Below are 21,261 nucleotides of genomic sequence, written 5' to 3'. Positions count from 1 at the left end.
TGCACCCACGCAGTCGATGTTCCCCAGCCATCAGGTCAATCCCATCTTGCCCATGAGGTCGTCTACGTCAGGCGCTTCATCGACCGGGCGTCCGGATTCCTCGGCGGTCGCCGCAGGTCGGCTAGCCGGGATAGACACCTCGCTCTCACGGAAGCCCTCCCCGAGGCGACGGACCGTTCCCCCGCGCGTAGCGAAAGGAGGGGAGGACATGGTCTGCCGCAGGCTCGACTCCTTGATCTCAAAGTCACGCCGGAGAAGCCGGATGACCTCGTCGGCAGCGACCGCACCGCCGTGGGCGTCGACCAAGTCCGAGACCAACTCCTTGATCGGCTTGTAGACAGGCATACCCCACTCGACCAGAGCCCACATCGTCTTCTGGCTCCGATTGAAGCGCGGATCCGCCTCGATCTGCTGCCTCAGATAGTGGTTGCCGAGCGTGACCCCAGTCTGCGCCTTCAGCTCATCGATGCTCAGTGGGCGGTCTACCTCGCGAAGCACAGCCTCGATCTTGTCGAGCCTCTCGTTCCCACGCTGTGCTGGACCGCACGCCCCTGCTCTAGCAGAGGTAGTGGGAGCTCCACTCGCCGAGGAGTCAGCGTCGGCGACGACTTCAGTGATGGTGAAGAGGGGTTGTTCTGGGACCTCGGCAGTTGGGGAAGCCGCCCCAGTTGTGTTCTGTAGGTACCAGGACCCCTGATGCGTGATAGCGAAGCGGTCCTCCCCGAAGAGCGCCTTCACCACCTGCTCTTGGGAAACCGCCGCACCAAGGGCTTCCTTAATGAGTGAACTACTCAACCCTTCGGGCCTACCTTCGAGCAAGCCTGCGATCCGGTCGGCGGGGGACGGGTACTCTCCAACGTCACCCAGCGGCGTCTCTCGGGCCGGATCTCCTGCATCCGCCTGCTCGCGCCCCGCTGAGTTGTCTGGATGGCCAGAAACGGGAGAGTCGTCACTCTCCGCAATAGGCGTAGTGGATCCACTCGTTCCGGAAATTGCGATCAAGGCAGATTCTGCAACGGGAGCTGGGCGTAGATCCTCATCCGCTGCATTGGCCTCACAGGGCCTCTTTGTGGATGTCTTGTCGGGAATGACCCACATTCCACCCCCCAGAAACGTCGAATCCCGAAGCCGGCAAACCACCTCACCCAGCTCACCGCCATACATCCCTGCCTTCTGTATAACTTCACCGAGGGTTACGTTCGCAACGGGATTTCCATTTACTTGGAGAAGTGTGGTGAGACGCTGCATGAGCTGAGACAGGTCCTCAGTCGCTTCGACGGTCGGAGTGGCCGTGACCTCGGGTTCCTGAAGGGACCACGAGAGCTGATGGCCATTGCTCTCGAACCCGCAGTAGCCCAGCCAATTACCCAGGTCATCAAGGTGCTCAGGCACTGGCACCGCGCTCGTCTGGAGGAGGCGAGCCGCCGTCGACAGGCTGATGACTTCGTCAAGGCTGAGATCAAGCGCCTGTACGGTCGCATCCTCGCATTCGCGCAGATCGGAGCCGTAGATCCACTGTCCGCTCGTGCTCGTGGTCGCATCGTGCCAGTACATGCCTGTGAGGAGACGCAGGACCGTCAGTCCACCTCCGACGCTCTCGCCGAGCCAGGGGTAGCGGTGCAGGAGCCCGCTGATGACATGCGGCTTCTGCAGCTCAAGTTCAACTTGGGCTATCCAGCCACGCGGAACCGAACTGTCGGCCACGCACTGGTTGAAGCTGTAACAGAGATAGCTCCGGCGCTGCTGTATCGCCTCAGAGGAGATGCCATGCTTTTGGGCCAGTTGCTCCAGTGGCACTGGAGCAACTGCACAGAGAAGCTGCAAGACGATGTCCCGGCTGAGGCTGCTGAGCTCCTCGTACCAGCTGCAGATTGTGTTCATGGCCCTCAGAAAGATCGATGTGAGTCCGATGATCTCTATACCGAGGCAGCCACCCACAGCGTGCGGCGGGGAACAACTGAGGCCACCCTCTGAAGATGTCACTACGTTCTGCCCCGCGTACCCCCCTGCACTGAGTCTAAGTTCCCTCCCAGCACCTCAGCGACAGCGCGGTCGTATCAACGGTACAGGGGGTGCCATAGAAGCGCCTTGAGTCCGTTGATCTTGCATGGCCGCGATCTGCCGTCCAGTTGCCTTCTCGCGTTCCGTGCTGTTCACCGTCGCCCCCGAACAGTGACGGTCAGAGGTCCGCGATGAGTGTGGCCTTGCGTTCGCGGAGGACTTCCATGACGACGGCCGGGAGGTTACCGAGGCGGGCGTATCGGGCTTCGAGGTCGTTGTGGTTGGTGGGGCCGAGCTCAAATCAGGTACGCGTGGTCTGGGTCGGTGAGGTCATGTCGATGTCTCTGGGTCTGGCGGTGTGCGGCGGAGTGGCCCGCGGGGGCTCCGGCTATTAGGTGTTGTCCGGGCGATCATGTTCGGAGCCAGATGGTGAGGGCGGCGGCGGTTGCGGTGCCGAGGTAGACGTAACGGCGTTTGTCGTAGCGAGTGGCTACTGCCCGGTGCTGCTTCAGCAGGTTGATGGCCCGTTCGACGGTGTTGCGTTTCTTGTACCGCTCTTCGTCGAAGCCCGGTGGCCGTCCGCCGCGTGACCCTTTGCGTAGGCGGGCGGCCTGGCTGTCGGTCTTCTCCGGGATCGTGTGCCGGATGCCCCGGCGCCGCAGGTACTCGCGGCACGGCCTGTTGCTGTACGCCTTGTCGGCCGCGACGCTTTCCGGCTTCCTGCGGGGCCTTCCCGGGCCGGGCTTCGGGACGCGGATCTTCTCCAGGACCACCTTGAACTGGGTGCAGTCTCCCCGCTGACCTGGGGTGACGATCAGGGACAGCGGGCGGCAGTAACCGTCCGCGCTCAGGTGGAGCTTGGTGGTGAACCCGCCGCGGGAGCGCCCCAGGCCCTCACCTCCCGCACCACCTCCACCAGGCGGGCGTACAGACTCTGCCACGCGGTTTCGCCCTGGTGTTCTGGACCTTCGCCCCCCTTTGAGGCGGGCGCGGGAGGCGGGGTCGGTGCGGGCGCCGGCCGCGTGCTGATGCGCCCGCACGACGGTGGAGTCGACCGAGATGTCCCAGTCGATCTCACCCGCCGCATCGGCGGCGGCCTGGACCTGCTGGAGCAGACGCTCCCACGTCCCGTCACCCGACCACAGCCGGTGCCGTTCGTAGACGGTCTTCCACGGGCCGAACCGTTCGGGCAGGTCACGCCACTGAACACCGGTCCGGACCCGGTGCAGAATCCCGTCGATCACCTGCCGATGATCCTGCCACCTGCCACAACGCCCGTTGCCGACCGGCAGGAACGGCCGCAGCCGTTCCCACTCGGCATCACTCAGATCACCCCGGCCCATGTCCACATCAACGACCCGGACATGAACTAGTCACATGATCGACCGGACAAGCCCTAGGCGCCGGGGTGGGTGATCTAGGCGGCCAGGGCTGAGTCCGTGATCTCCGTGTCTGGCTTGAGGAGGAGGGTCTGGCGCATTCGAGCCGGTGATGAAGGCCGCGATGACGAAGGTTCGGGGGCGGCCGACACCGGAAGACCTTGTCGGTGATGTGGATGTCGGGGACGTTGAGGGCCGGCATGGCGACCGCGGCACCCATCGTCCAGACCTGGACCGGATCGTCCTGGTGGCCGTTGGTGACGACGATGCGGGGGGCGTCCTCGCGGAGGATCGCCGTCTTGGATCCGGAGGAGAGGGCGCGGGACTCAACTGTCACGTCCTACTGGGTTTCGGCTCAGGAGGTCGGGTTCGGTGGAAGGAGGATCCGGCGGTGTCCGGGAATGACGCGCAGGTAGGCGTCGTCGACGGAGATCTGGACGTCATAGCCGGTGATCGGGGCGAGGTTGTACCGGCCGCGAACGACGACTTCGACCCCGTTGGTGACGGTCCAGCGAGTGACGTCTTCTGCATCCGAGCACTAGAAAACACACTGCCCTGCCGTCCAGAAGCGCAGCTCAATCGGGATCGTCGGCCGCTCACCCAATAGACGAAGGCTCGAAGTTCACCAAGAAGGTCGGATTAGCGACGTAAGTCTTGTCCACGTGTGAGGAGATGGCAACGATTTGAGGGGCCGGATCCAGCTGCAGATCGGGGTATTGGATGGCGAGCGTCTTTCAGCGGTGTAAGCAGGACGCTAAGGATCGGAACTATCCCTGTGACCGCCCAAGGTGCGCCCATGGGTGGACCGTTCGGTACCTGGAGGCGGGTGGCCGAAGAGGGCGGCAGCGGGAGAAGTCGTTTCCGCGGAGGATTGGCCTGGACGGTGCGGACGCCTTCGCCGCTGGCGTCGAGAGCGACAAGAAGGCGCGTATCGGCTTCGATCCCGCGGCGCGGTGCCCTTCCCCTGTCGGTATGGGTCCAGGGGTGGCTTGAGCGGCGAGTCATCGGGGAGTCGACCCGCCGCAACTACGAAGGGTTCGTCCGCAACCATCTCGTGCCACACCTGGGGAACAAGCCCCTGGCAGGGCTGGCACGACGGCACTTTGAGAAGTTCGCCAAGGACATCCACGGATCCGGTGCGGGGCTGGCTGCTGCCACGGTCAATGCCCGCATGGTGATGGTGGCCGCCGTGCTGGAGGCGGCCGTCGTCGACAAACGCATCCCGGACAATCCCGCGCGGGGCATCAGGGTGACTCGGCGGGATGCGTCGGCAGTGGACGAGGACGAAATCCCGACTCCGGCCGAGGTCGACCTCATCGCAGCGCACATCGCGCCGCAGTACCGGCCCACCGTCTACCTTCAGTCCGGAACCGGCCAACGGCCCGGCGAGGCTCTGGCCTTCTCAACCGAATGCCGACGGCCCGGCTCCGTCAGAATCCGTTGGCAGGTCAGCTCAAAGGCCAACCGAGAGGACTGCCGGACGGCCTTCGTTCCCCCGAAGAACCGAGTGGAGGGCGAGTATCGCGACGTTCCGGCTGCCCCTTTCATCGAGCAGGAGATTGACTCTCACCTCGCGAGGTGGAAGCCGCTGCCCGTGGCCTTCATCGGGCGGAAGGGTAAACGGCGGTGCCTTGAGGTCTTCTTCGCGCCGCGTCAGCGTGGCAAGGGTGTGATGCCGACCGCCTCCACCTACGGCTACCACTTCAAGAAGGCGTGCGCGTCGGTCGGCCTGCTCGATGTGGACGGCACGGCGAAGTACACGCCGCATAGCCTGCGACACTTCTTCGCCTCGACTGCCTTGGCTAACGGTGTTCCAATCCACGAGGTTTCGCGCTGGTTGGGCCACCGGTCGGTCAAGACCACGATCGACATCTACGGGAACTCTCAGGAATTGCATCAGGCGGGCGAGAAACTGTAGGTCGCGAGGTCAGGGCGGGGCCTGACGAGGACTCCACCCTCCTGCAACTTGGAGGCCTGAGCTGGGAATTTGGCGATCAGATCCCATCTGATGCAGGATTTGCCCTCTGAGGGGGAGGGTGAAAGTGGGTCTACAGCGACGCGCCGACCTGGCGGGGGCAGCTCACCTGGAACTGGTGTCCGCGGTGGCCCAGCTGCGTCCGCAGGACGCGATGGTCGAAGCGATGGTGCGGGGCTGGAGGGCCCAACAAGCCGCTCGCGGGCTCCGCGAGGACACCGTCACCGCCCGGGAACGACTCGTACGCCGGTTCCTGGAGTACACCAACGAGTACCCGTGGGCCTGGGCTCCTGGCCATGTGGACGAGTGGTCACTGTGGCTGACCAGCGAGAGGCACCTCGCGCCGTCCACGATCCGCAGGTATCAGGGCAGTCTGCGCCTGTTCAGCGAGTTCTTGATCGACGGTCGTTACGGCTGGTCGGTGGCCTGCGAGGAAGCCTTCGGGACTCACCCGGTGGCCATCTGCCACGAGTGGAACACCATCGCCCACCTCAATGACTACGAGGGGCGCCCCGAGGCGAGGCCGTTCACCCGCGAGGAGATCCAGCGCTTCCTCGACTACGCCGACGACCAGGTCGAACGGGCGGTCCGGGCCAAGCGCAAGGGAGCCCTCGCCGCCTACCGCGACGCCACCCTCTTCAAGGTCATCTACGGGTGGGGTCTGCGCCGGACTGAGACATCAAAGCTGGATGTGGTGGACTTCGGGCGGAACGCGAAGGCTCCGCAGTTCGGGCGGTACGGCACACTCAACGTCCGCTACGGCAAAGCGAAGAAGGGGCAGCCGCCGCGTCGTCGGAACGTATTGTCGGTGATGGACTGGGCGGTGGACGCGGTCGCCGACTATGTGGAGAACATACGGCCGCGGTTCGGCTGCGAGGATCACCCGGCCTTGTGGGTGACCGAGCGGGGCGGCCGGGTCAAGCCGGCCGAGATCAACGCCCGGTTCGTCGCCTACCGCGACGCGCTGAAGCTCCCGAAGGCGCTGACGGTCCACTCCGCTCGCCATTCTTACGTCACCCACCTCACGGAGGACGGGGTTGACCGGCGGTTTCTGCAGCAGCAAGTCGGTCACGAGAATGACAGCTCCACCGCTATTTACACCCACGTCAGCGACGACTTCATGAACACCGTGCTCCACAGGGCACTTGCGCCCGCGCTTGCCTCGTTCCCCGCAAACAAGGACCGCTGATGGCCGCGAAGCTCGACTACCACTGGCACTTGCGGAAGGTCATGGCCGACCGAGGGCTGTTCTCCACCACCGACCTCATCCCGCTACTGGACAAGCGGGGCATCACCCTGTCGTCCAGCCAGGTCTACCGGCTCGTCGTCGAGCGCCCCGAGCGGCTCAGCCTGAAGATCCTCATGGCCCTGCTCGACATCCTCAACTGCACGATGGACGACCTCATCGAGCCGACCGCCGCGGCTGGTGCCGAAACCGCTACCCGAACAAAGAAGGCTGTCGGTGCCGAGGCAGGCGTCGGTGACCTGCGACCCAAGCGAGCCCGCATCAGCGGTATCGAGCGGCCGTGACCGCACCCGGGCACCCCGAGCGGGCCGTCTCCGACCCGATCGGGCTCATCGCGGACCTGGTCGCGGCCATCGAACATCAGCTGGAGCCGGACCGGATCCGTGCCGTGGTCGCCATCGTCGCGGGCGGACGCTCGAAGTCACGCCTCCTCGCGGCACACCTCACTAAGCATCCTCACGTGCTGAACGACGGTCGCTCGCCGGCACCCAGGGCCGTCGGCGACCTGCTCATCGCCCTGCGTGAGGCCGGGGCACAGGCGGTCTCGCCGCCGTGTTGCGCCGAATGCGGCAGGCAGATACGAACGCTCCAGCGCCGCGGCCAGGACTGGTACTGCTGGAACTGCGGGCGGCCACAGCCCGAGCCATGTGCTGCCTGCGGAAACACCCGCCGGGTCACTTCACGCGACCGGACCGGGCAGCCACGATGCGCCAAGTGCCCGGACGACGACGGACGCGACCCCATCGCAGTGATCGGCGCCCTGATCGCTGAACTGGATCCGCAGGCCGAACGGGAGACGGTCTCCGAGGCGGTCCGTCGATCGGCACCTCGTCCCTCCTACCAGCGGAAACTTGCCTGGGCCCTGGAATCCCACCCAGCTCTGCTGACCGGCGACGGTCACCTCGCACCCCACCCCGCGACCCTCAAGCTGATCGACCTGCTGCACGAGGCCGGCATCGCCGGGATCGTCCGGCCGTCCTGCCCCGGCTGCCACAGAGCCGTACGCATCGACAAGCCTCTGGACGGAAAGCGGGTCTGCCGCATGTGCATCTCCCACTCCCGCATCGAGGAGTGCTCGGGATGTGGAGCCCGCCGAGAGCCCGCCACCCGCGACGACCAAGGCCGGCCAGTATGTCCGAACTGCCTGGTCAGCGATCCGGCGAACCTGGAGACCTGCATCAACTGCGGCCGACGAAGGGTCGTGAACACCCGCACACCGGACGGCCCGCTCTGCCAAGGCTGCCCCTCCTTGCCCACCGCAATTTGCAGTATCTGCGACGCGGAGAGACCCTGCGGCACCTCCCGGACTACGGGTCGGCCATGGTGCCTGGACTGCCAGCGTCACTCCGCGCCGTGCTCGGCCTGCGGCGGCGTCGCGGCGGTCGTCTCCGGCACCCTCGACCAGCCCCTTTGCCTGGGCTGCACCACGCCTGAGGTCTGGCACACCTGCCCCACCTGCAGCGATCCCGATTACCCGCACCCCGGCCAGTGCGCTCGTTGTCTCATCAACCGGCGCCTCAACGAGCTCCTGGGCCCTCCGTCTGATGCCCTCCACCCCGGTCTCGAAGCCCTGCGGAACAACATCGCCACCACCGAGCACCCGCTCACCGCCAATCGGTGGCTTAACAAGCCGTCCGTGTCTCCGGTCCTGGCCGACCTCGCGGCCGGCAGACGAGCCCTGAGCCACGAGGCCCTCGACGAGCTGCCCGACAGCCCGCCACTCGCCCACCTCCGCCAAGTCCTCGTCGGCGTCGGTGCCCTGCCCGAGCGGGACGAGTACATGGTCCGCCTCGAACGCTTCCTCACCGACCTCCTCGCATCACAGCAAGACCCCGAGCAACGCAAAGTCCTGCACCAGTACGCGATCTGGCACCTGACCCGGCGGCTTCGTCGACGCAACAACGGCCGCCCCGTCACCCCGCAGCAGTTCGCCTCCGCGCGTCAACGCACCCACGCGGCCGTCGCCTTCCTTACCTGGCTTCAGGTTCACGACCTCGCCCTGGATACCTGCCGACAGGCCGACCTCGACCAGTGGCTCACCGACGACTCAGCGACCTACCGCCACACGGCCGGACACTGCGTCCGCTGGGCTCGCACCAACAAGCTCACCACCGTCCACGTCCCCGCTGTCCGCTGGAACGGCCCCACCCAGCCACTCGATGACGAGCACCGGTGGAACGTCGCACGCCGACTCCTGCACGACGACACCCTCAAGCCCGAAGAGCGCCTCGCAGGACTCCTTCTCCTCCTCTATGCCCAAGGACCTTCAGCGATCGGCCGGTTGACCATCGAGGACGTCGAGGCCGGCGCTCAGGAAGTGCGTCTCCGTCTCGGCGACGCCCCCGTTCAACTGCCCGAGCCTGTCGCCGCACTGGCCCGCGTGGTTGCAGCGAACCGCAAGGGTCACGCAACCATCGGGGCCTTGACCCCGTCTCCATGGCTCTTCCCCGGCGGCCAGCCCGGACGGCCGATCAGCACCACACAGCTGACCCAGCGCCTGAACCAGCTTGGGATCCGGCCCAATCAGGCCCGCAGCACCGCGCTCTTCCAGCTCGCCACCGAAATCCCGGCCGCGATACTCGCCCGCACGCTCGGCATCCACGCCGACGTCGCTGTCGCCTGGCAACGTCTCTCCGCAGGCGACTGGGCCAACTACGCCGCCGAAGTCAGCCGCCGATAGCGCTCGGCACCTCGACGATCAGCGCGTTGGCGACGGCCGCCAAGCCGTCACCACGGCCGATCCAACCCAGCCCCTCGGGAGTTGCAGCGCCGAGGAACACCGGGGCACCGAGCGCAGCCGCGAGTACCTTCTGGGCTTCCGACCGACGCGGGCCCAGCTTCGGGCGCTCTCCGATCAGCTGGACCGACACATTGCCGATCTCAAACCCGGCGTCCCTGACCAGGCGAGCAGTCTCGGCCAGCAGCGCCGTCGGAGCGGCACCCTCCCACTCCGGGGCGGAGGTGTCGAAATGGGTGCCCAAGTCGCCGAGATCCGCCGCAGTCAGCAGCGCGTTGCACGCGGCATGAACAACAACGTCCCCATCCGGCTCCCCAGCCAGACCCACAGGTTCATCCGGCCAGTCCAACCCTGCAAGACGCAATGGCCGCCCCGCCACAAACGGATGGATGTCCACCCCAGTCCCGATCCGAGGCAGAGGGAAGCGACTACGGGGAACGTCACCAGACGGCGTCGTCATCGGAACGAAGATCTCCTTCGAGAGCAGCCAGTGGCAGGACCACTCCGACACTACCGAAGGGGCTCCAGCTACCGTCCCCCCGCCTGAGGCCAAGTCATTCGGGCAGTTCCAATACCCGACGTCACCATTACACCTCGTACCCCGCGCCTGGCATCGCTGGCGGGAGGTCCTGCAGAACGCCATGCGTCCGGTATCCCGAGGTTCCTCGGAGTGCGACTCCACCGCCTGATGTGCTGGATGTGATGGGTGAACCCCAACGGTGCTGGATCGGTGCTGGATATGATCACTTGAAGGAACGTTTCTTGAATCCGCTTCAACGTGTAGCGGGCGATACGGCCGCCACGTGGGTGGCGCACCACATCGGCAGCTCACAGGGACCCGACTCTTCGGAGTCGGGTCCCTGAGCTGTCCGTGCCGAGATCGCGCTGGGGATGCCCATGAGATGCCTGTGCGGGAACGCGGGCCGCATCTTCCCAGGAGGTGTTCAGGTCGAGAGAGATGTCCGGAGGGAAGCTCGGAGAGCCGACCGCCTACCTGCTCAGTTCCCGCCCTCGGCGTCCTCGTCCCGTGCGCGAGATGCGGCGGGGTGCGGGCTTTGCGGGGTGTCCCAGACGTACGGAGGCGTTGCGCCACTGTCCCTCGTCCCGAACCAGCCTTGGTCCCGTTCGCCAGTGCCGCTGTCCGACGCCCCCGGGCTGAACGTGCCCGCGCCCACGTCGGCATCCGGGTGCGAGGCCGCGTCGGGGAACGGCGAGCCCTCGGGAGCCGGGGAGCCGGAGGCCCAACGCCCGCTGGCTCCCCCGTCGTCCGAGAGTCCACCCTCCGGCCCCTCGCCCCCGTCCTCCTCGGGCGTCGGGAGGAGGGTCCGTCTGATCTCCTCGGCGGCCTCGTGCAGCCCGGTCGCTTCCAGGCCGCGCATCACACGGTGCACCAGCACCGTGTGCTCGTCCATGTCCGGCTTCACGCCCGCCGCCGCCAGCAACAGGAGCAGCCGATCCGCAACCCCTACTTCCTCCTCACGGTCGAACGTCCCCCCACCCTGGCCCTGTCCGTGCCACAGCGGCCCCCCGGCGGACGCGCCCACGGGCGGGACGAGGAGGTGGCGGAAGAGCTCGGGCACCTCCTCGTCGTTGGCCGCCGCCGTGATCTGGGCGAGCGGGCCGATCATGTCGACCGCCTTCTCGATCTCGTTCTCGTGACGGGCCAGCCACCACACGACCGCACTGCCCGCGCTCTTGAGCACGTCGTCGCCCAGGTAGCGCCGCTTGTTGCGCTCGTGCTGGCGCTCGTACTCCCAGATCTCCTCATCCTTGCGAAGGTCGTCCAGCTTCCGAAGGCGCTCGCGGTCGGCGAGCGTGAGGGTCAGAGTCACATCGGCCGCCAGGGCCTTCACCCGTCCACTCCGGTCCGGGAGCAGCACACCCAGCTCGCCCTCCAGGAGGTACCGCGCGAAGCTCGCCCGGCCGGGATTCTCGTGGCGGACGATTTCCAAGGCCCGGCTGATGACCGAGGACACGGCGAGGGCCGACGAGGCGTCGCTGGACCGATTGGCGTGCTCGGGGACCGGCCGCCACCACACGGTCGCGGAGAAGAGGAAGTCGTAGCCGTCCGTCGCGCTCGGCAGCGCCGCGTCGATCACCCGCGTCTCCTGGTACGGCTGCTCGGCGGGCGCCGCGAGCGGCTCGGATTCCCCGGGCTCGTACGGACCGGCCGGCGTGCGCCCACCGCTGAGTACCGTCATCACGATCAGCAGGGAGCCCGAGGCCGTGACCATGGACATGAAGCCCCACAGCCACGCCGACCAGTTCAGGGCGCTTCCGAGTACAGCCGGTGCGAGGCCGCAGAGGGCGACGAACAGCAGGCTGGAAAAGCGGTGTTTCATCGTTCCTCTTCCGTGGTCCGGTGGCCGGTGCCCGCACGCTCGGCACTCTCCGTGCGGGCGTACTGCGCGTGGTCGATATGCTGCCAGCAGAGGGCGGCGACGGCCGCCCGGGACGGGTGGGGCGTGGGCCCCGCCCACTCGCACGCGATGGCATAGAGACGGTGGAGAGCGGCCGGGTTGTCGCGCGTAGCCCCGACCATCACGCTCAGCGCCATCTCCCGCGCGCTGTCGCCCACCACGGCGTTCAGCCAGCTGCTCACCAGCGGGTTCCAGAGCTCCGTAGGCGACTGGGAGAAGACCGCTTCCCAACCCAGGAACAGGTCCGGCCACGGCGGCGGGTCCGGTGTCCGGTCGCTCCTCAACAGCTCCGTGAGCAGCCGGAGATGGGGATCGGAGCCGTGAGGCGACCGGCGTATCCGGTCCCGCAGGCGGTCGATCAGTAACCGGAAGAGCCGACGGTCGCGGGCGGCGAGGTCGAGAAGTGTCTTCTTGGCCTTGAGTGCCGCCTCCCCCTTCCGTACGGCGAGGTGGTGGAGTCGCACCAGTGCCTGATCCGGGTGCGTGGCGCCGAGACTCTGGAGACAGGCGGTGGTCAGGACGCGGGAGAGGCCGTCCGACAAGGGACCGGACCTTGCACAGTCATACATACGCTTGCGGAACCATCCCCCGAACCTCTCGTGACTGAGACCGAGTTCGAGCGCGGCCACGGCTCGCGGGTCGAGGGACCCCCCGGTCGCGCCGTCCGCCCAGCGCACCACGAGATCGAAGAGGTGGTCGGGCCGCCCGACTGCCAGTGACCGCTCACCGAAGCGGACGACGACGTTCATCCGGTCGTCGGCGCTCAGGCCGTGCAGCCCCGCGGCACGACCGATCCAGTTCTTGAGGTCGTCACGCACCCCGGGAAAGTTCGTCCAGAAGTACGTTCGTACCGCGTCGGCGTAGGCCAGCCGACGGAAGCGGAGTCGTCCGTCCGCGCCCCGCTCGATCTCGAGAGCCGTCAACCGCTCCCCGAAATCCATCCGTCCGAGCTCGGTCGCCGTTTCTTCCGCGTGCCTCACCGTCCTCATCAGACCGTGCCAAGCCTCGTAGACGGTGTCGGCGCGGGCCTCCTCGAACAGCGCCGTCGCGAGCAGCAGGGCTCGCTCGGGCGCGGAGCGGACCGCGGTCACCTGTCGGCCCACCTCGCCGGCGCGGTCGGTTACCGCGTGCATCGCGTGGTCGAGCCACCCCGCGAAGTCGGCGCCGAACCGTCCGCTGTCGCGAGCGGCCCTCACCAACCCCGTGAGCCGTGCCAGTTCCCGCATGGGAGAGCGGTCACAGAGACGCTGGAGATCGGCGCCTCCAAGGTCTGCGGGGCGGAAGGCCATTCGGTCCATACGGAGGTGCCGGGTGACCACGGCGATGCCCCGGGGGCGTCCCAGCGTCACCGTGTCCGGTACGAGTTCCGGCGCGTGGGCGTGCTCCATGCCCGATGGCAGGACGACGACCATGTGGGCCCCCGCCTCCTGGACCTGTGAGCGGTGCATGGCCAGACGGCTCTTGGCCTCCGCGTACACCCCTTCGTCGGCGATGCCGGAGAGGTCGAGGAGGAAGCGGTCCCCCACCCCGGGGGCGAGAGGATCCGCGCCTTTCTCGTTGCCCGCGGCGGGAAGCTCCTCGAACCGGACCGCCTCCTGGTCTGCGTCCCCGTCCCCACCGAGCTCGTGCAGCAGCATGATCGCCGCGGCGCGGCGGCCACTGCCGGGTGGGGCCTCCAGCAGCACCACCGACCCCGGCTTCTCCAGGTGGTCGGCGGCGATGCGATAGCCCGCCGGCGGGGCGAACCGGTCGGCCAGACGCATCCGGTCCTCGCGGACGATCCGGAGGGACCCGACCCCTTTGCGGATCATCCAGTCCGGGCCGTCACCGTAGAAGACGTACTGGGATCCCACGCCGTTGTTCACCGGGCCACGCGGATCGTTGACGGTGACGCCGTCCCGCTCGGTCATCGCTCGTCGTCCGAACGCAGGCGTTCGCGCTCGAAGCGCTGATGGACCGTGCCGCTGTTGTCACCCGCCGTGAACTGGACCCCGGTGTTGTCACCCTGGAAGTGAGGGGCGTTGTACTGGTGCCCCCGACCGGTGTTCACGGGCCCCTGAGGCTCGTTGACGAAGGTGCCCGAGAGGTCTCCGTTGAGGTTCCCGATGCCGCCGCGCACGCGCTGCTCGACGTCACGGGTCCGCATCCTGGTGTGTCCGACCTCCTGGGCCGACTTCTCGCGCGATTCCGCCTCCACCCGCTCTCGCGCCGCACGGGCGTCGCGGTCCACCGCGCCGAGTTCGGGCAGCAGCCGGGCGAGAGCGTCGCCGAGCGCCCTCAGGTCCGGTTCGGCGTTGCGGTGGTCGAACCGCCTGTACTGGCAGTCCGCCAGCTCCCGCAAGTCGTCCGGGAGGATGAAAGGGTCGATCCGTGTCGCCTTTCCGACGAGCACGGGGATCACCAGGATCCCGCGGTCGAGCGCGGCCTGGATCTCACGACGGGTCCAGTCCTGCTCGGCTTCGAGGGCGGGGCGGCCGTCGGCCCCCCGCACCTCCGCCCAGCGCGGGCCGATCACGGCGAGGAGCGCCTGACACTCCTCCACTGCCCGGACCAGTTCCACCGGGAAGCGGTGTCCGGGTTCGATCGAGTCGCTGGCGAAGAAGATCCGCTCGCCGCCGAACCGCCTGATGAGCTCCCGGGCGATCATGGTCGCGGCAGATTCCTCATCGCCTGTGCGGTAGTTGACGAAGACCTCGGGCATAAAGGTTCCCTTCGTAAGAGGAAGACAGGGGTGAACGGGCGAACCCAGGGACTGCGGACCAGGACTCCGGGGCCACGATCCGTCCGGGTCATGAGGTCCCGACCGTGCGACGGCATGGCGTGTCCACGGGAGTGCGTACGAATGGGGCCGCATCGCCCGGCGCGTTACCGGTCGTACGTGACCCGATGAAGCCGGGGCCCGGTGCGACGCGTCGGGGCGGGGGCAGACAGTTCCGCCGGCAGTCGCGGGATGCGCGGGCCCGGAGGGGCCGGGCGGTCCAGCGAGCCGGGCTGCTCGACTCGTTGTCAGGTCGTGGAGTCGGTCAGTCGTGCGCGGGGGCAAGCGCCCGTGCCAGCGCCGGTTGCAGATCGCGTACGGCCCGGCTGCTCCGGAACCGGGAGAGTTCCCGTGCCAGACGCCTGACGTCGCTGTTCACCGTTGCCGACGGCACGGCCGGCATGACGCCCAGGAGTTCCCCGGCGATCATGCACGCGTGCTCGACCTCTCCGGAGGCGGCGTGCGCCAAGGACCTGCGGAAGCCGTACCGGGCGCGGGTTCGCATCGCGTGCGAAGGGAGGCGGCGGCACTCCCGGTCGAGGATCTCGGCGGCGGCCTTGGGGCGACCGAGGTCGTACATGCACCAGCCGGTCGTCATCGCCGCCGGATCACTCACGTGGGTGGTCCCGATCACCGGCTCGGAGCCACTGCGGGCGTCGTCGCTGTCGAGCAGCGCGCGCGCCCTGTCGAGGCTGCGGAGGCAGTCGCGCTCGTCACCGGCGAGCGCGTGTCCCTGCGCCTCCCGTTGCGCCGCGAGTCCCCTGATGCGCGGCGGGAGTTGGTCGCTCTGGGCCCGGCGGGCCAGGGCGATGGTGCCCGCGGCGTCGCCGCCGTAGAACGTGACCAGGGCGCGTCGCACGAGCGCGTAGGAACCGAGGTGCGGATCGCCCCCGGCGCGTGCCAGTTCGGCGGCCTCGGCGGTCCAGCCGAGTGCCGCGTCGCTGTCGCCGGATTCTTGGGCCATCCAGCCGGTGAACTCCGCGAACCGCGAGGCGAGCAGGAGTGCGGGGACCCGAGTGGCGGACGCGGCGTCGGCGGCGAGCCCGGCGACCGTACGCGTCTGCGTCTCCAGCAGAGGAAGCAGGACCTTCGGGGCGGTGGACTGGCCCAGCTTGCGCAACTGGTCGAACTGCACTCGGAAGGACGGAAGGAGAGCGTCGACGGCAGCGGATGTCTGACCACCGAGTCTCAGCCCGAGGCCGATCACCGATCCCGTACCCACCGCGAGGACCGCCCGGCGCCCCACGCGCGAGAGGCTCGGGGTGGAAGGGGTATCGCTGGTGTCCGAGCCGGTCTCGGGGCGGACGACCAGGCTCCGCAGCTCACCGTTCGCGCCGAGGAACGCATCGCACCGCAGGGCCAGTTCGGGGGACGCGGAACGCTTCCCGCATTCGACCTTGCTGAGGTGCCCCTTGTCGTAGTTGAGAGCCACGGAGAACTCGGTCAGGGTGAGCCCCGCTTCCTGTCGTAGTCGACGAAGTTCCGGGCCAAATTGCAAGGTTTTACTCATCTCTGACCTCCCCTTGAATGGCGACCGTGAGAGCCGTGCGCCCTCACGGGGCCTCCGTTCGACGTTCGGCGACCTCCACGAAGGCCGACGGCGAACACCCTTCGTGACGGAGTTGTTTCGCTTCGCATCCGAGAGCGAGTTTGGCACGAGGTGCGTCTTGGAAATCGAGGTTCGGCGGGGTTGCCCGTTGCCTCTTCCGTTCTCCCTCTGTTCCTTGTTGTGGCCGGAGTCGGCCACGACCGGGACAAAGCAATCGAGAAGGGCAAGGGTTTGTGCGGGTCGGCGGTCGCCCCGCCCCCCGTCGTCACCTCAGGGTGAATCACTGGCCCATGCTTGCGGCCGACAACCAACGGTTGCCAGAGTGTCGCTGTCTGTCAACCTGTTGGGGGAGTGGCCCTGTGGCGTTCGGTGAGCAGCCGGCCTATCTGCGCGTCGCCGGTGATCTGCGGCGGAAGATCGTCGACGGTGCCCTGCCACCGAACACCCGGCTGCCCTCGCAGGCCCGGATACGCCAGGAGTACGGCGTCTCCGACACCGTCGCTCTGGAAGCCCGCAAGGTGCTCATGGCGGAGGGGCTCGTCGAGGGCCGTTCGGGGTCCGGCACGTACGTCCGGGAGCGGCCCGTGCCCCGGCGGATCGCGCGGTCCGGGTATCTGCCCCTGTCCGGCGCCAGTTCCTTCCGGCAGGAGCAGGCCGAGGTGGGGGTGAGCGGTACGTGGGAGTCGAGCAGCGACCGCGACGAGGTGGCGCCGGAGATCGCGGCGCGGCTGGGAATAGAGCCGGGGGATCCGGCGATGCGGACGCGCTACGTCTTCCGGGACGCCGGGGAGCCGATGATGCTCTCCACGTCCTGGGAGCCGCTGGAGGTCACGGGGCGGACGCCGGTGATGCTCCCCGAGGAGGGGCCGCTCGGCGGGCGCGGGGTGGTGGAGCGGATGGCGGCCATCGGTGTCGTGGTGGACAACGTCGTGGAGGAGGTGGGTGCCCGGCCCGGACTGGCGGACGAACTCCTGTCGCTCGGCGGGGTGCCCGGCCATGTCGTGATGGTGGTGGAGCGGACGTACTACGCGTCGGGCCGCGCGGTCGAGACGGCCGACGTGGTCGTCCCGGCGGACCGCTACCGCGTCGCCTACCACCTTCCGGTCAAATGACGGCCGGCGTGCGCGGGCGGGCCGGTCCGTCGCGCTCCGGTTCCCGGGGCGGGGCCGTACCGCCTCAACTGGTGCGCGGGCGACGGAAGATGACGAGCGCATACATCCGCGCCCCGCACCGTGCCCTGCCTTGTCATGGCCAGATGTGTACCTCCTTGTGGCCTCCCGCATCCGCTGAGTGAAGGTCAGGCGTACGCTCGGGCATATGCGGATCGGGGTTTCCAGGAGATCGGCCGAGCGGTGCGGGCTGTGGGCGGGAGGGGCGCGATGACCGACGTCGGAGCCGGGCTCCCTTGGCTGGTCATATGTCAGGACGGGAACGGCAACCGGTACCGCGTCGGCCGGTACGCCACCAAGGACGAGGCCCAGAAGGTCGCCGACGGTTTCGGCGCCCGGGGGCACGGCCAGTCCTATCTGGTGGAGCGCCTTCAGCAGACCACCCGCTGACCTGCTTTTCTCCGGCCGCCGGGGTGGATCACGTACCGGGGCGCGGGTTACGCTCCGGCGCATGAGTGACGGTGGGATTGCGGACGGCGCGGCCACGACGGTCTTGATCGACACGGTCGCCTGGGTCCGGGTGGAGCGGGGCAGAATCCTCTGCGCCCGTTCCCGGGGCAAGGATGTCTTCTACATCCCCGGCGGCAAGCGTGAAGGCGCCGAGACCGACCTGGAGACCCTGCTGCGCGAGGTCGGGGAAGAGATTGACGTGGCCGTCCTCCCCGCCACGGCGGTGCATCTGGGGACGTACGAGGCCCAGGCCCACGACCGGCCCGAGGGCGATCTCGTCCGGATGAGCTGCTACTCCGGCGACTACACGGGCACCCCGGCGGCCAGCAACGAGATCGAGGAGATCCGCTGGCTCGGCTACGCCGACCGGGACCGGGTCGCCCCCGTCGACCAGCTTCTCTTCGACGATCTCCGGGCCTCCGGCGAGCTGGCGTGAGTCCGCTCGGCGGAGTCCGCGCCCCGGACCGGCCGGGACGCAGGGCCCGTACGCCGGTTGGGCCGTTCTCGCCGAGCCGGATGCCGTACGCGCCGCACACCGTCCCGTACGCGGCGCGCGCCCGGCCGACCGTGTCCCGCGCCGTCCCGTACGCGATCTCGTGCAGCCGTCCCGCCGGTCGCGTGCTCCGCGCGATGGCTGGGTACATGCCCGGGGGAGAACGGGTAAGACGGTGTGGTTCGAGCCGCCGCTCCCTGGTTAGGAGTGTGAAGGGACGACGATCACATTGGTCTCGGCTCAAAAAGAACGAGACTGTGCTGTGATCGTGAACGCCGTACCGGTCCGGGCCGTAGTGCTGAATACTGCGGTGATGGCCGGTCCGGTGCGTGAGCTGGAGGGGACGGTCGCGTGAGCGAGATACCTGGAACGGCGGACGACGTCGTGTGGCAGAGCAGTCCGCCCGGTTCGATCTATGACTACGTGAGAGTCGCCTCGTTCTCGATCGGTCCCGACGGGCTGGTCGACCAGTGGAGTCTGCGCGCCGCCGAGCTGTTCGGGGTCGCCTCCGAGGAGGTCAGGGGCAAGGACCCGATCGAGGTCTTCGTCCCCGCCGACCTGCGCACCCGTGGGCACCGCAAGATCGCCGAGATACTCGACGGCAAGGAGTGGACGGGCCTCGTCCCGTTCCGGATGCCCGGCGAACGCGGCTCGCACGGCATCGCCGAGGTCTATGTGATGCCCAGTGAGACCGACAGCGGCGAACGGGCCGCGCTCTGTCTCGTCGTGGACGTCCAGGCACTCCGTCAGATCGAGACGGAACTCGCCTCGTCGCAGGCCATTTTCGGCCAATCTCCTTTCGGCTTCCTGCTGTTCGACACCGACCTCACCGTCCGGCGCGCCAACCAGCGCTTCGCCGCCGTCTTCGGCGGCTCCGCCGACGACCACCGCGGGCGCACCGTCCACGACTACCTCTCCCGTTCCGAGGCCGACCGGCTCACCGCCCTGCTCCGCCGGGTCCTGGAGACCGGCGAGTCCGCCACCGACATCCAGCTCGTCGGCATGGCGCCCGGCGGCAAGGACCGCCGGCACTGGGCGGTCAACCTGTACCGCGTGCACAGCGGGGCCGGCCGCCCCATCGGCGTCGCCGGGATCGGCACCGACGTCACACGCCGTCAGATCGCCGCCCGCGAGGCCGCCAGCGCCCGCCGCAACCTCGCGATCCTCAACGAGGCCAGCGCCCGCATAGGCAACTCCCTCGACCTGGAGACCACCGCCCGGGAACTCCTCGACGTCGCCGTCCCCGGCTTCTGCGACCTCGCCTCCGTCGACCTCTACCAGGGACTGCTCACCGGTGAGGAGGCCCCGCCCGGACGCGGCGGCTCCTCCGGCTCCGAGACCGGCGGCGGCAGCGCCACCATGCGGCGCGTCGCCTTCGCCAGCGCCGTCGCCGACGCGCCCCTGCTCGGGATCGACCTGACGGGCGACGGCGGGGCCGAACCCCCCGCGGCGGGCGCCGTCCACCGCTACCCCTTCAATTCCCCCTGCGCGAACGCCCTGCGCACCGGCCGGGTCCAGACCGTGCCCGGCGGCCCCGGCAGCCTCGTCCAGTCCACCTTCGCCGTGCCGATGGTCGCGCACGACACCGTCGTCGGACTGGCCCAGTTCTCCCGTACGAAGGGCAGCGAGCCCTTCGGCGAACGCGACCGCGCCCTCGCCGTGGAACTCGCCGCGCGCGCCGCCGTCTGCATCGACAACGCCCGCCTCTACCGCAGGGAGCACGAACGCGCGCTGATCCTCCAGCGCAGCCTGCTCCCGCCGGGCGACCCCGAGGCCGCCGGACTGGACATCGCCTGCCGCTATCTGCCGGGCAACACCGCCACCGAGGTCGGCGGCGACTGGTTCGACGTCATCGAACTGCCGGGCCACCGCACCGCGTTGGTCGTCGGCGACGTCATGGGCCGGGGCCTGCGCGCCGCCGTCGCGATGGGCGAACTCCGTACGGCCGTACGGACCCTGGCGCTGCTCGACCTCGAACCCGCGGAGGTGCTGTCCGCGCTGGACGAGATCGCCCGGGGCCTCGGCACCCCGAGCGGCGCCCAGCAGGCGTCCCGTGTCGCGCACCGGTCGCGCGACGCCGACCTGTCCGAGGTGTACCTCGCGACCTGTGTGTACGCCGTCTACGACCCGGTCACCCGCCGCTGCACCTTCGCCAACGCCGGACACCCCCCTCCGGTGCTCGTGGAACCCGGCGAGGAGGCACTGCTGCTCGACGTGCCGCCCGGAATGCCGCTCGGGGTCGGCGGGGAGCCGTTCGAGCAGGTCGAGGTGGAGATCCCCGAAGAGGCGCTGCTCGCGCTCTACACGGACGGTCTGGTCGAGTCCCGGGACCACCCGATAGACGAGGGTCTGTCGGCCTTCCGGCGGGCGCTCGGCAATACCGCACGGCCGCTCGAAGACGTCTGCGACCACGTGCTCAACACGCTCGACACCCGGCACGGCGAGGACGACATCGCCCTGCTGATGGCCCGTATCCAGGGGCTGCCCGCCGAGGCCGTCGGCGACTGGCAACTGCCGCGCGAACCGCGCTCCGTGGGCCGCGCCCGCGAGGTCGCCCGCGCCCAGCTCCACTCCTGGGGCCTCGATCCGCTGGTGGACACCGTCGAACTGCTCGTCAGCGAGCTTGTCACCAACGCGATGCGCTACGGCGAGGGCGAGATCCGGCTGCGGCTGCTGCGTGACCGCACACTCGTCTGCGAGGTCTGGGACGCGGGCCTCGTCCAGCCGCGCAGGCGCCGGGCGCGCGACACCGACGAGGGCGGTCGCGGGCTCCAGCTGGTGGGGCTGCTCAGCGCGGCCTGGGGGTCGCGGCGTACCCCGCACGGGAAGACGGTCTGGTTCGAACTCGCGCTGCCCGACGGGGACTCGACGGCGGAGCCGACCGTCGAGCAACTCCTCAGCATGTTCTGAGGCGTGCGCTGAGGCGTGCGCTGAGGCGTGCGCTGAGGCGTGCGCTGAGGCGTGCGCTGAAGGGTGTGCTGACGCTTGTTGTGACGCGCGTGCCGGCTCGGCCGGCGGGGCGGCGTGCGGGCCGGGGCGGGGTGCGACTGGGTGCGGTCGAGCGGGGTGCGGCGGGCTGAGCGG

16 protein-coding genes are annotated in these 21,261 nt (G+C 68.5%); 9 read left to right on the top strand and 7 right to left on the bottom strand.

Annotation, left to right across the window (positions count from 1 at the left end; translation table 11 throughout):
- Positions 1 to 30 precede the first annotated feature (30 nt).
- Positions 31 to 1,881 (bottom strand): hypothetical protein, encoded by a 1,851-nt coding sequence (locus tag OG875_RS09685; RefSeq protein WP_330173813.1) that lies wholly within the window; start codon positions 1,879 to 1,881, stop codon positions 31 to 33.
- Positions 1,882 to 2,411: 530 nt separating this feature from the next.
- A complete protein-coding gene (locus OG875_RS09680; RefSeq protein WP_330177680.1) occupies positions 2,412 to 3,293 on the bottom strand; it encodes an IS5 family transposase in 882 nt (293 codons plus the stop codon).
- Between OG875_RS09680 and OG875_RS09675 the strand changes: the two genes are divergently transcribed.
- From OG875_RS09675 to OG875_RS09655, 5 genes are all read left to right on the top strand, one after another.
- Positions 3,252 to 3,374, top strand: a complete 123-nt coding sequence (locus OG875_RS09675; RefSeq protein WP_330177965.1) for a hypothetical protein — start codon at positions 3,252 to 3,254, stop codon at positions 3,372 to 3,374. The two genes, OG875_RS09680 and OG875_RS09675, sit on opposite strands and share 42 nt — an antisense overlap.
- 802 nt (positions 3,375 to 4,176) lie before the next feature.
- Positions 4,177 to 5,298 carry a tyrosine-type recombinase/integrase gene (locus tag OG875_RS09670; protein ID WP_330173812.1) on the top strand — a complete coding sequence of 374 codons (1,122 nt, stop codon included), beginning with the start codon at positions 4,177 to 4,179 and terminating at the stop codon, positions 5,296 to 5,298.
- Positions 5,299 to 5,482: 184 nt separating this feature from the next.
- Positions 5,483 to 6,544: a tyrosine-type recombinase/integrase gene (locus OG875_RS09665; protein ID WP_330173811.1), complete on the top strand. Its 1,062-nt coding sequence runs from the start codon at positions 5,483 to 5,485 to the stop codon at positions 6,542 to 6,544.
- Positions 6,544 to 6,885, top strand: a complete 342-nt coding sequence (locus tag OG875_RS09660; RefSeq protein WP_330173810.1) for a helix-turn-helix domain-containing protein — start codon at positions 6,544 to 6,546, stop codon at positions 6,883 to 6,885. The genes OG875_RS09665 and OG875_RS09660 overlap by 1 nt, the downstream gene beginning before the upstream one ends.
- Positions 6,882 to 9,281, top strand: a complete 2,400-nt coding sequence (locus tag OG875_RS09655; protein WP_330173809.1) for a site-specific integrase — start codon at positions 6,882 to 6,884, stop codon at positions 9,279 to 9,281. Before OG875_RS09660 ends, OG875_RS09655 begins: the two co-directional genes overlap by 4 nt.
- On the opposite strand, the gene ispF is transcribed toward OG875_RS09655, so the two are convergent.
- From ispF to OG875_RS09630, 5 genes are all read right to left on the bottom strand, one after another.
- On the bottom strand, positions 9,268 to 9,798 hold the full coding sequence (ispF, locus tag OG875_RS09650; RefSeq protein ID WP_330173808.1) for a 2-C-methyl-D-erythritol 2,4-cyclodiphosphate synthase: 531 nt from the start codon (positions 9,796 to 9,798) through the stop codon (positions 9,268 to 9,270). The genes OG875_RS09655 and ispF overlap by 14 nt on opposite strands.
- 538 nt (positions 9,799 to 10,336) lie before the next feature.
- Entirely contained in the window at positions 10,337 to 11,680 is a 1,344-nt protein-coding gene (locus OG875_RS09645; protein WP_330173807.1) for a hypothetical protein, read from the bottom strand.
- Positions 11,677 to 13,668 (bottom strand): hypothetical protein, encoded by a 1,992-nt coding sequence (locus tag OG875_RS09640; protein ID WP_330173806.1) that lies wholly within the window; start codon positions 13,666 to 13,668, stop codon positions 11,677 to 11,679. Before OG875_RS09640 ends, OG875_RS09645 begins: the two co-directional genes overlap by 4 nt.
- Positions 13,665 to 14,459, bottom strand: a complete 795-nt coding sequence (locus OG875_RS09635; protein ID WP_330173805.1) for a toll/interleukin-1 receptor domain-containing protein — start codon at positions 14,457 to 14,459, stop codon at positions 13,665 to 13,667. The genes OG875_RS09640 and OG875_RS09635 overlap by 4 nt, the downstream gene beginning before the upstream one ends.
- Positions 14,460 to 14,781: 322 nt before the next feature.
- Positions 14,782 to 16,026 carry a helix-turn-helix domain-containing protein gene (locus OG875_RS09630; protein WP_330173804.1) on the bottom strand — a complete coding sequence of 415 codons (1,245 nt, stop codon included), beginning with the start codon at positions 16,024 to 16,026 and terminating at the stop codon, positions 14,782 to 14,784.
- Between the two features lie 398 nt (positions 16,027 to 16,424).
- On the opposite strand from OG875_RS09630, the gene OG875_RS09625 reads away from it, so the two are divergent.
- The 4 genes from OG875_RS09625 to OG875_RS09610 all read left to right on the top strand — a co-directional run bounded on the left by OG875_RS09625 (position 16,425) and on the right by OG875_RS09610 (position 21,087).
- Positions 16,425 to 17,177: a GntR family transcriptional regulator gene (locus OG875_RS09625; RefSeq protein ID WP_330173803.1), complete on the top strand. Its 753-nt coding sequence runs from the start codon at positions 16,425 to 16,427 to the stop codon at positions 17,175 to 17,177.
- A gap of 267 nt (positions 17,178 to 17,444) precedes the next feature.
- Positions 17,445 to 17,624, top strand: a complete 180-nt coding sequence (locus OG875_RS09620; RefSeq protein ID WP_330173802.1) for an SPOR domain-containing protein — start codon at positions 17,445 to 17,447, stop codon at positions 17,622 to 17,624.
- A gap of 61 nt (positions 17,625 to 17,685) precedes the next feature.
- Entirely contained in the window at positions 17,686 to 18,120 is a 435-nt protein-coding gene (locus tag OG875_RS09615) for an NUDIX hydrolase (protein WP_330173801.1), read from the top strand.
- Between the two features lie 408 nt (positions 18,121 to 18,528).
- Positions 18,529 to 21,087, top strand: a complete 2,559-nt coding sequence (locus OG875_RS09610; protein ID WP_330173800.1) for a SpoIIE family protein phosphatase — start codon at positions 18,529 to 18,531, stop codon at positions 21,085 to 21,087.
- Positions 21,088 to 21,261 lie beyond the last annotated feature (174 nt).

Origin of the sequence: Streptomyces sp. NBC_01498, assembly GCF_036327775.1 — a bacterium.
Classification (GTDB): Bacteria; Actinomycetota; Actinomycetes; order Streptomycetales; family Streptomycetaceae; genus Streptomyces.
The sequence above is the reverse complement of the archived record's forward strand: the minus strand, read 5'-3'. Positions and strand labels throughout refer to the sequence as shown.

Bases quoted from the DNA above. Each gene is read 5' to 3' on its own strand.
- OG875_RS09685 (WP_330173813.1), bottom strand. From the start codon at position 1,881: ATGAACACAATCTGCAGCTGGTACGAGGAGCTCAGCAGCCTCAGCCGG.
- OG875_RS09675 (WP_330177965.1), top strand. From the start codon at position 3,252: ATGATCCTGCCACCTGCCACAACGCCCGTTGCCGACCGGCAGGAACGG.
- OG875_RS09670 (WP_330173812.1), top strand. From the start codon at position 4,177: ATGGGTGGACCGTTCGGTACCTGGAGGCGGGTGGCCGAAGAGGGCGGC.
- OG875_RS09660 (WP_330173810.1), top strand. From the start codon at position 6,544: ATGGCCGCGAAGCTCGACTACCACTGGCACTTGCGGAAGGTCATGGCC.
- ispF (WP_330173808.1), bottom strand. From the start codon at position 9,798: ATGACGACGCCGTCTGGTGACGTTCCCCGTAGTCGCTTCCCTCTGCCT.
- OG875_RS09645 (WP_330173807.1), bottom strand. From the start codon at position 11,680: ATGAAACACCGCTTTTCCAGCCTGCTGTTCGTCGCCCTCTGCGGCCTC.
- OG875_RS09640 (WP_330173806.1), bottom strand. From the start codon at position 13,668: ATGACCGAGCGGGACGGCGTCACCGTCAACGATCCGCGTGGCCCGGTG.
- OG875_RS09635 (WP_330173805.1), bottom strand. From the start codon at position 14,459: ATGCCCGAGGTCTTCGTCAACTACCGCACAGGCGATGAGGAATCTGCC.
- OG875_RS09630 (WP_330173804.1), bottom strand. From the start codon at position 16,026: ATGAGTAAAACCTTGCAATTTGGCCCGGAACTTCGTCGACTACGACAG.
- OG875_RS09620 (WP_330173802.1), top strand. From the start codon at position 17,445: ATGACCGACGTCGGAGCCGGGCTCCCTTGGCTGGTCATATGTCAGGAC.
- OG875_RS09615 (WP_330173801.1), top strand. From the start codon at position 17,686: ATGAGTGACGGTGGGATTGCGGACGGCGCGGCCACGACGGTCTTGATC.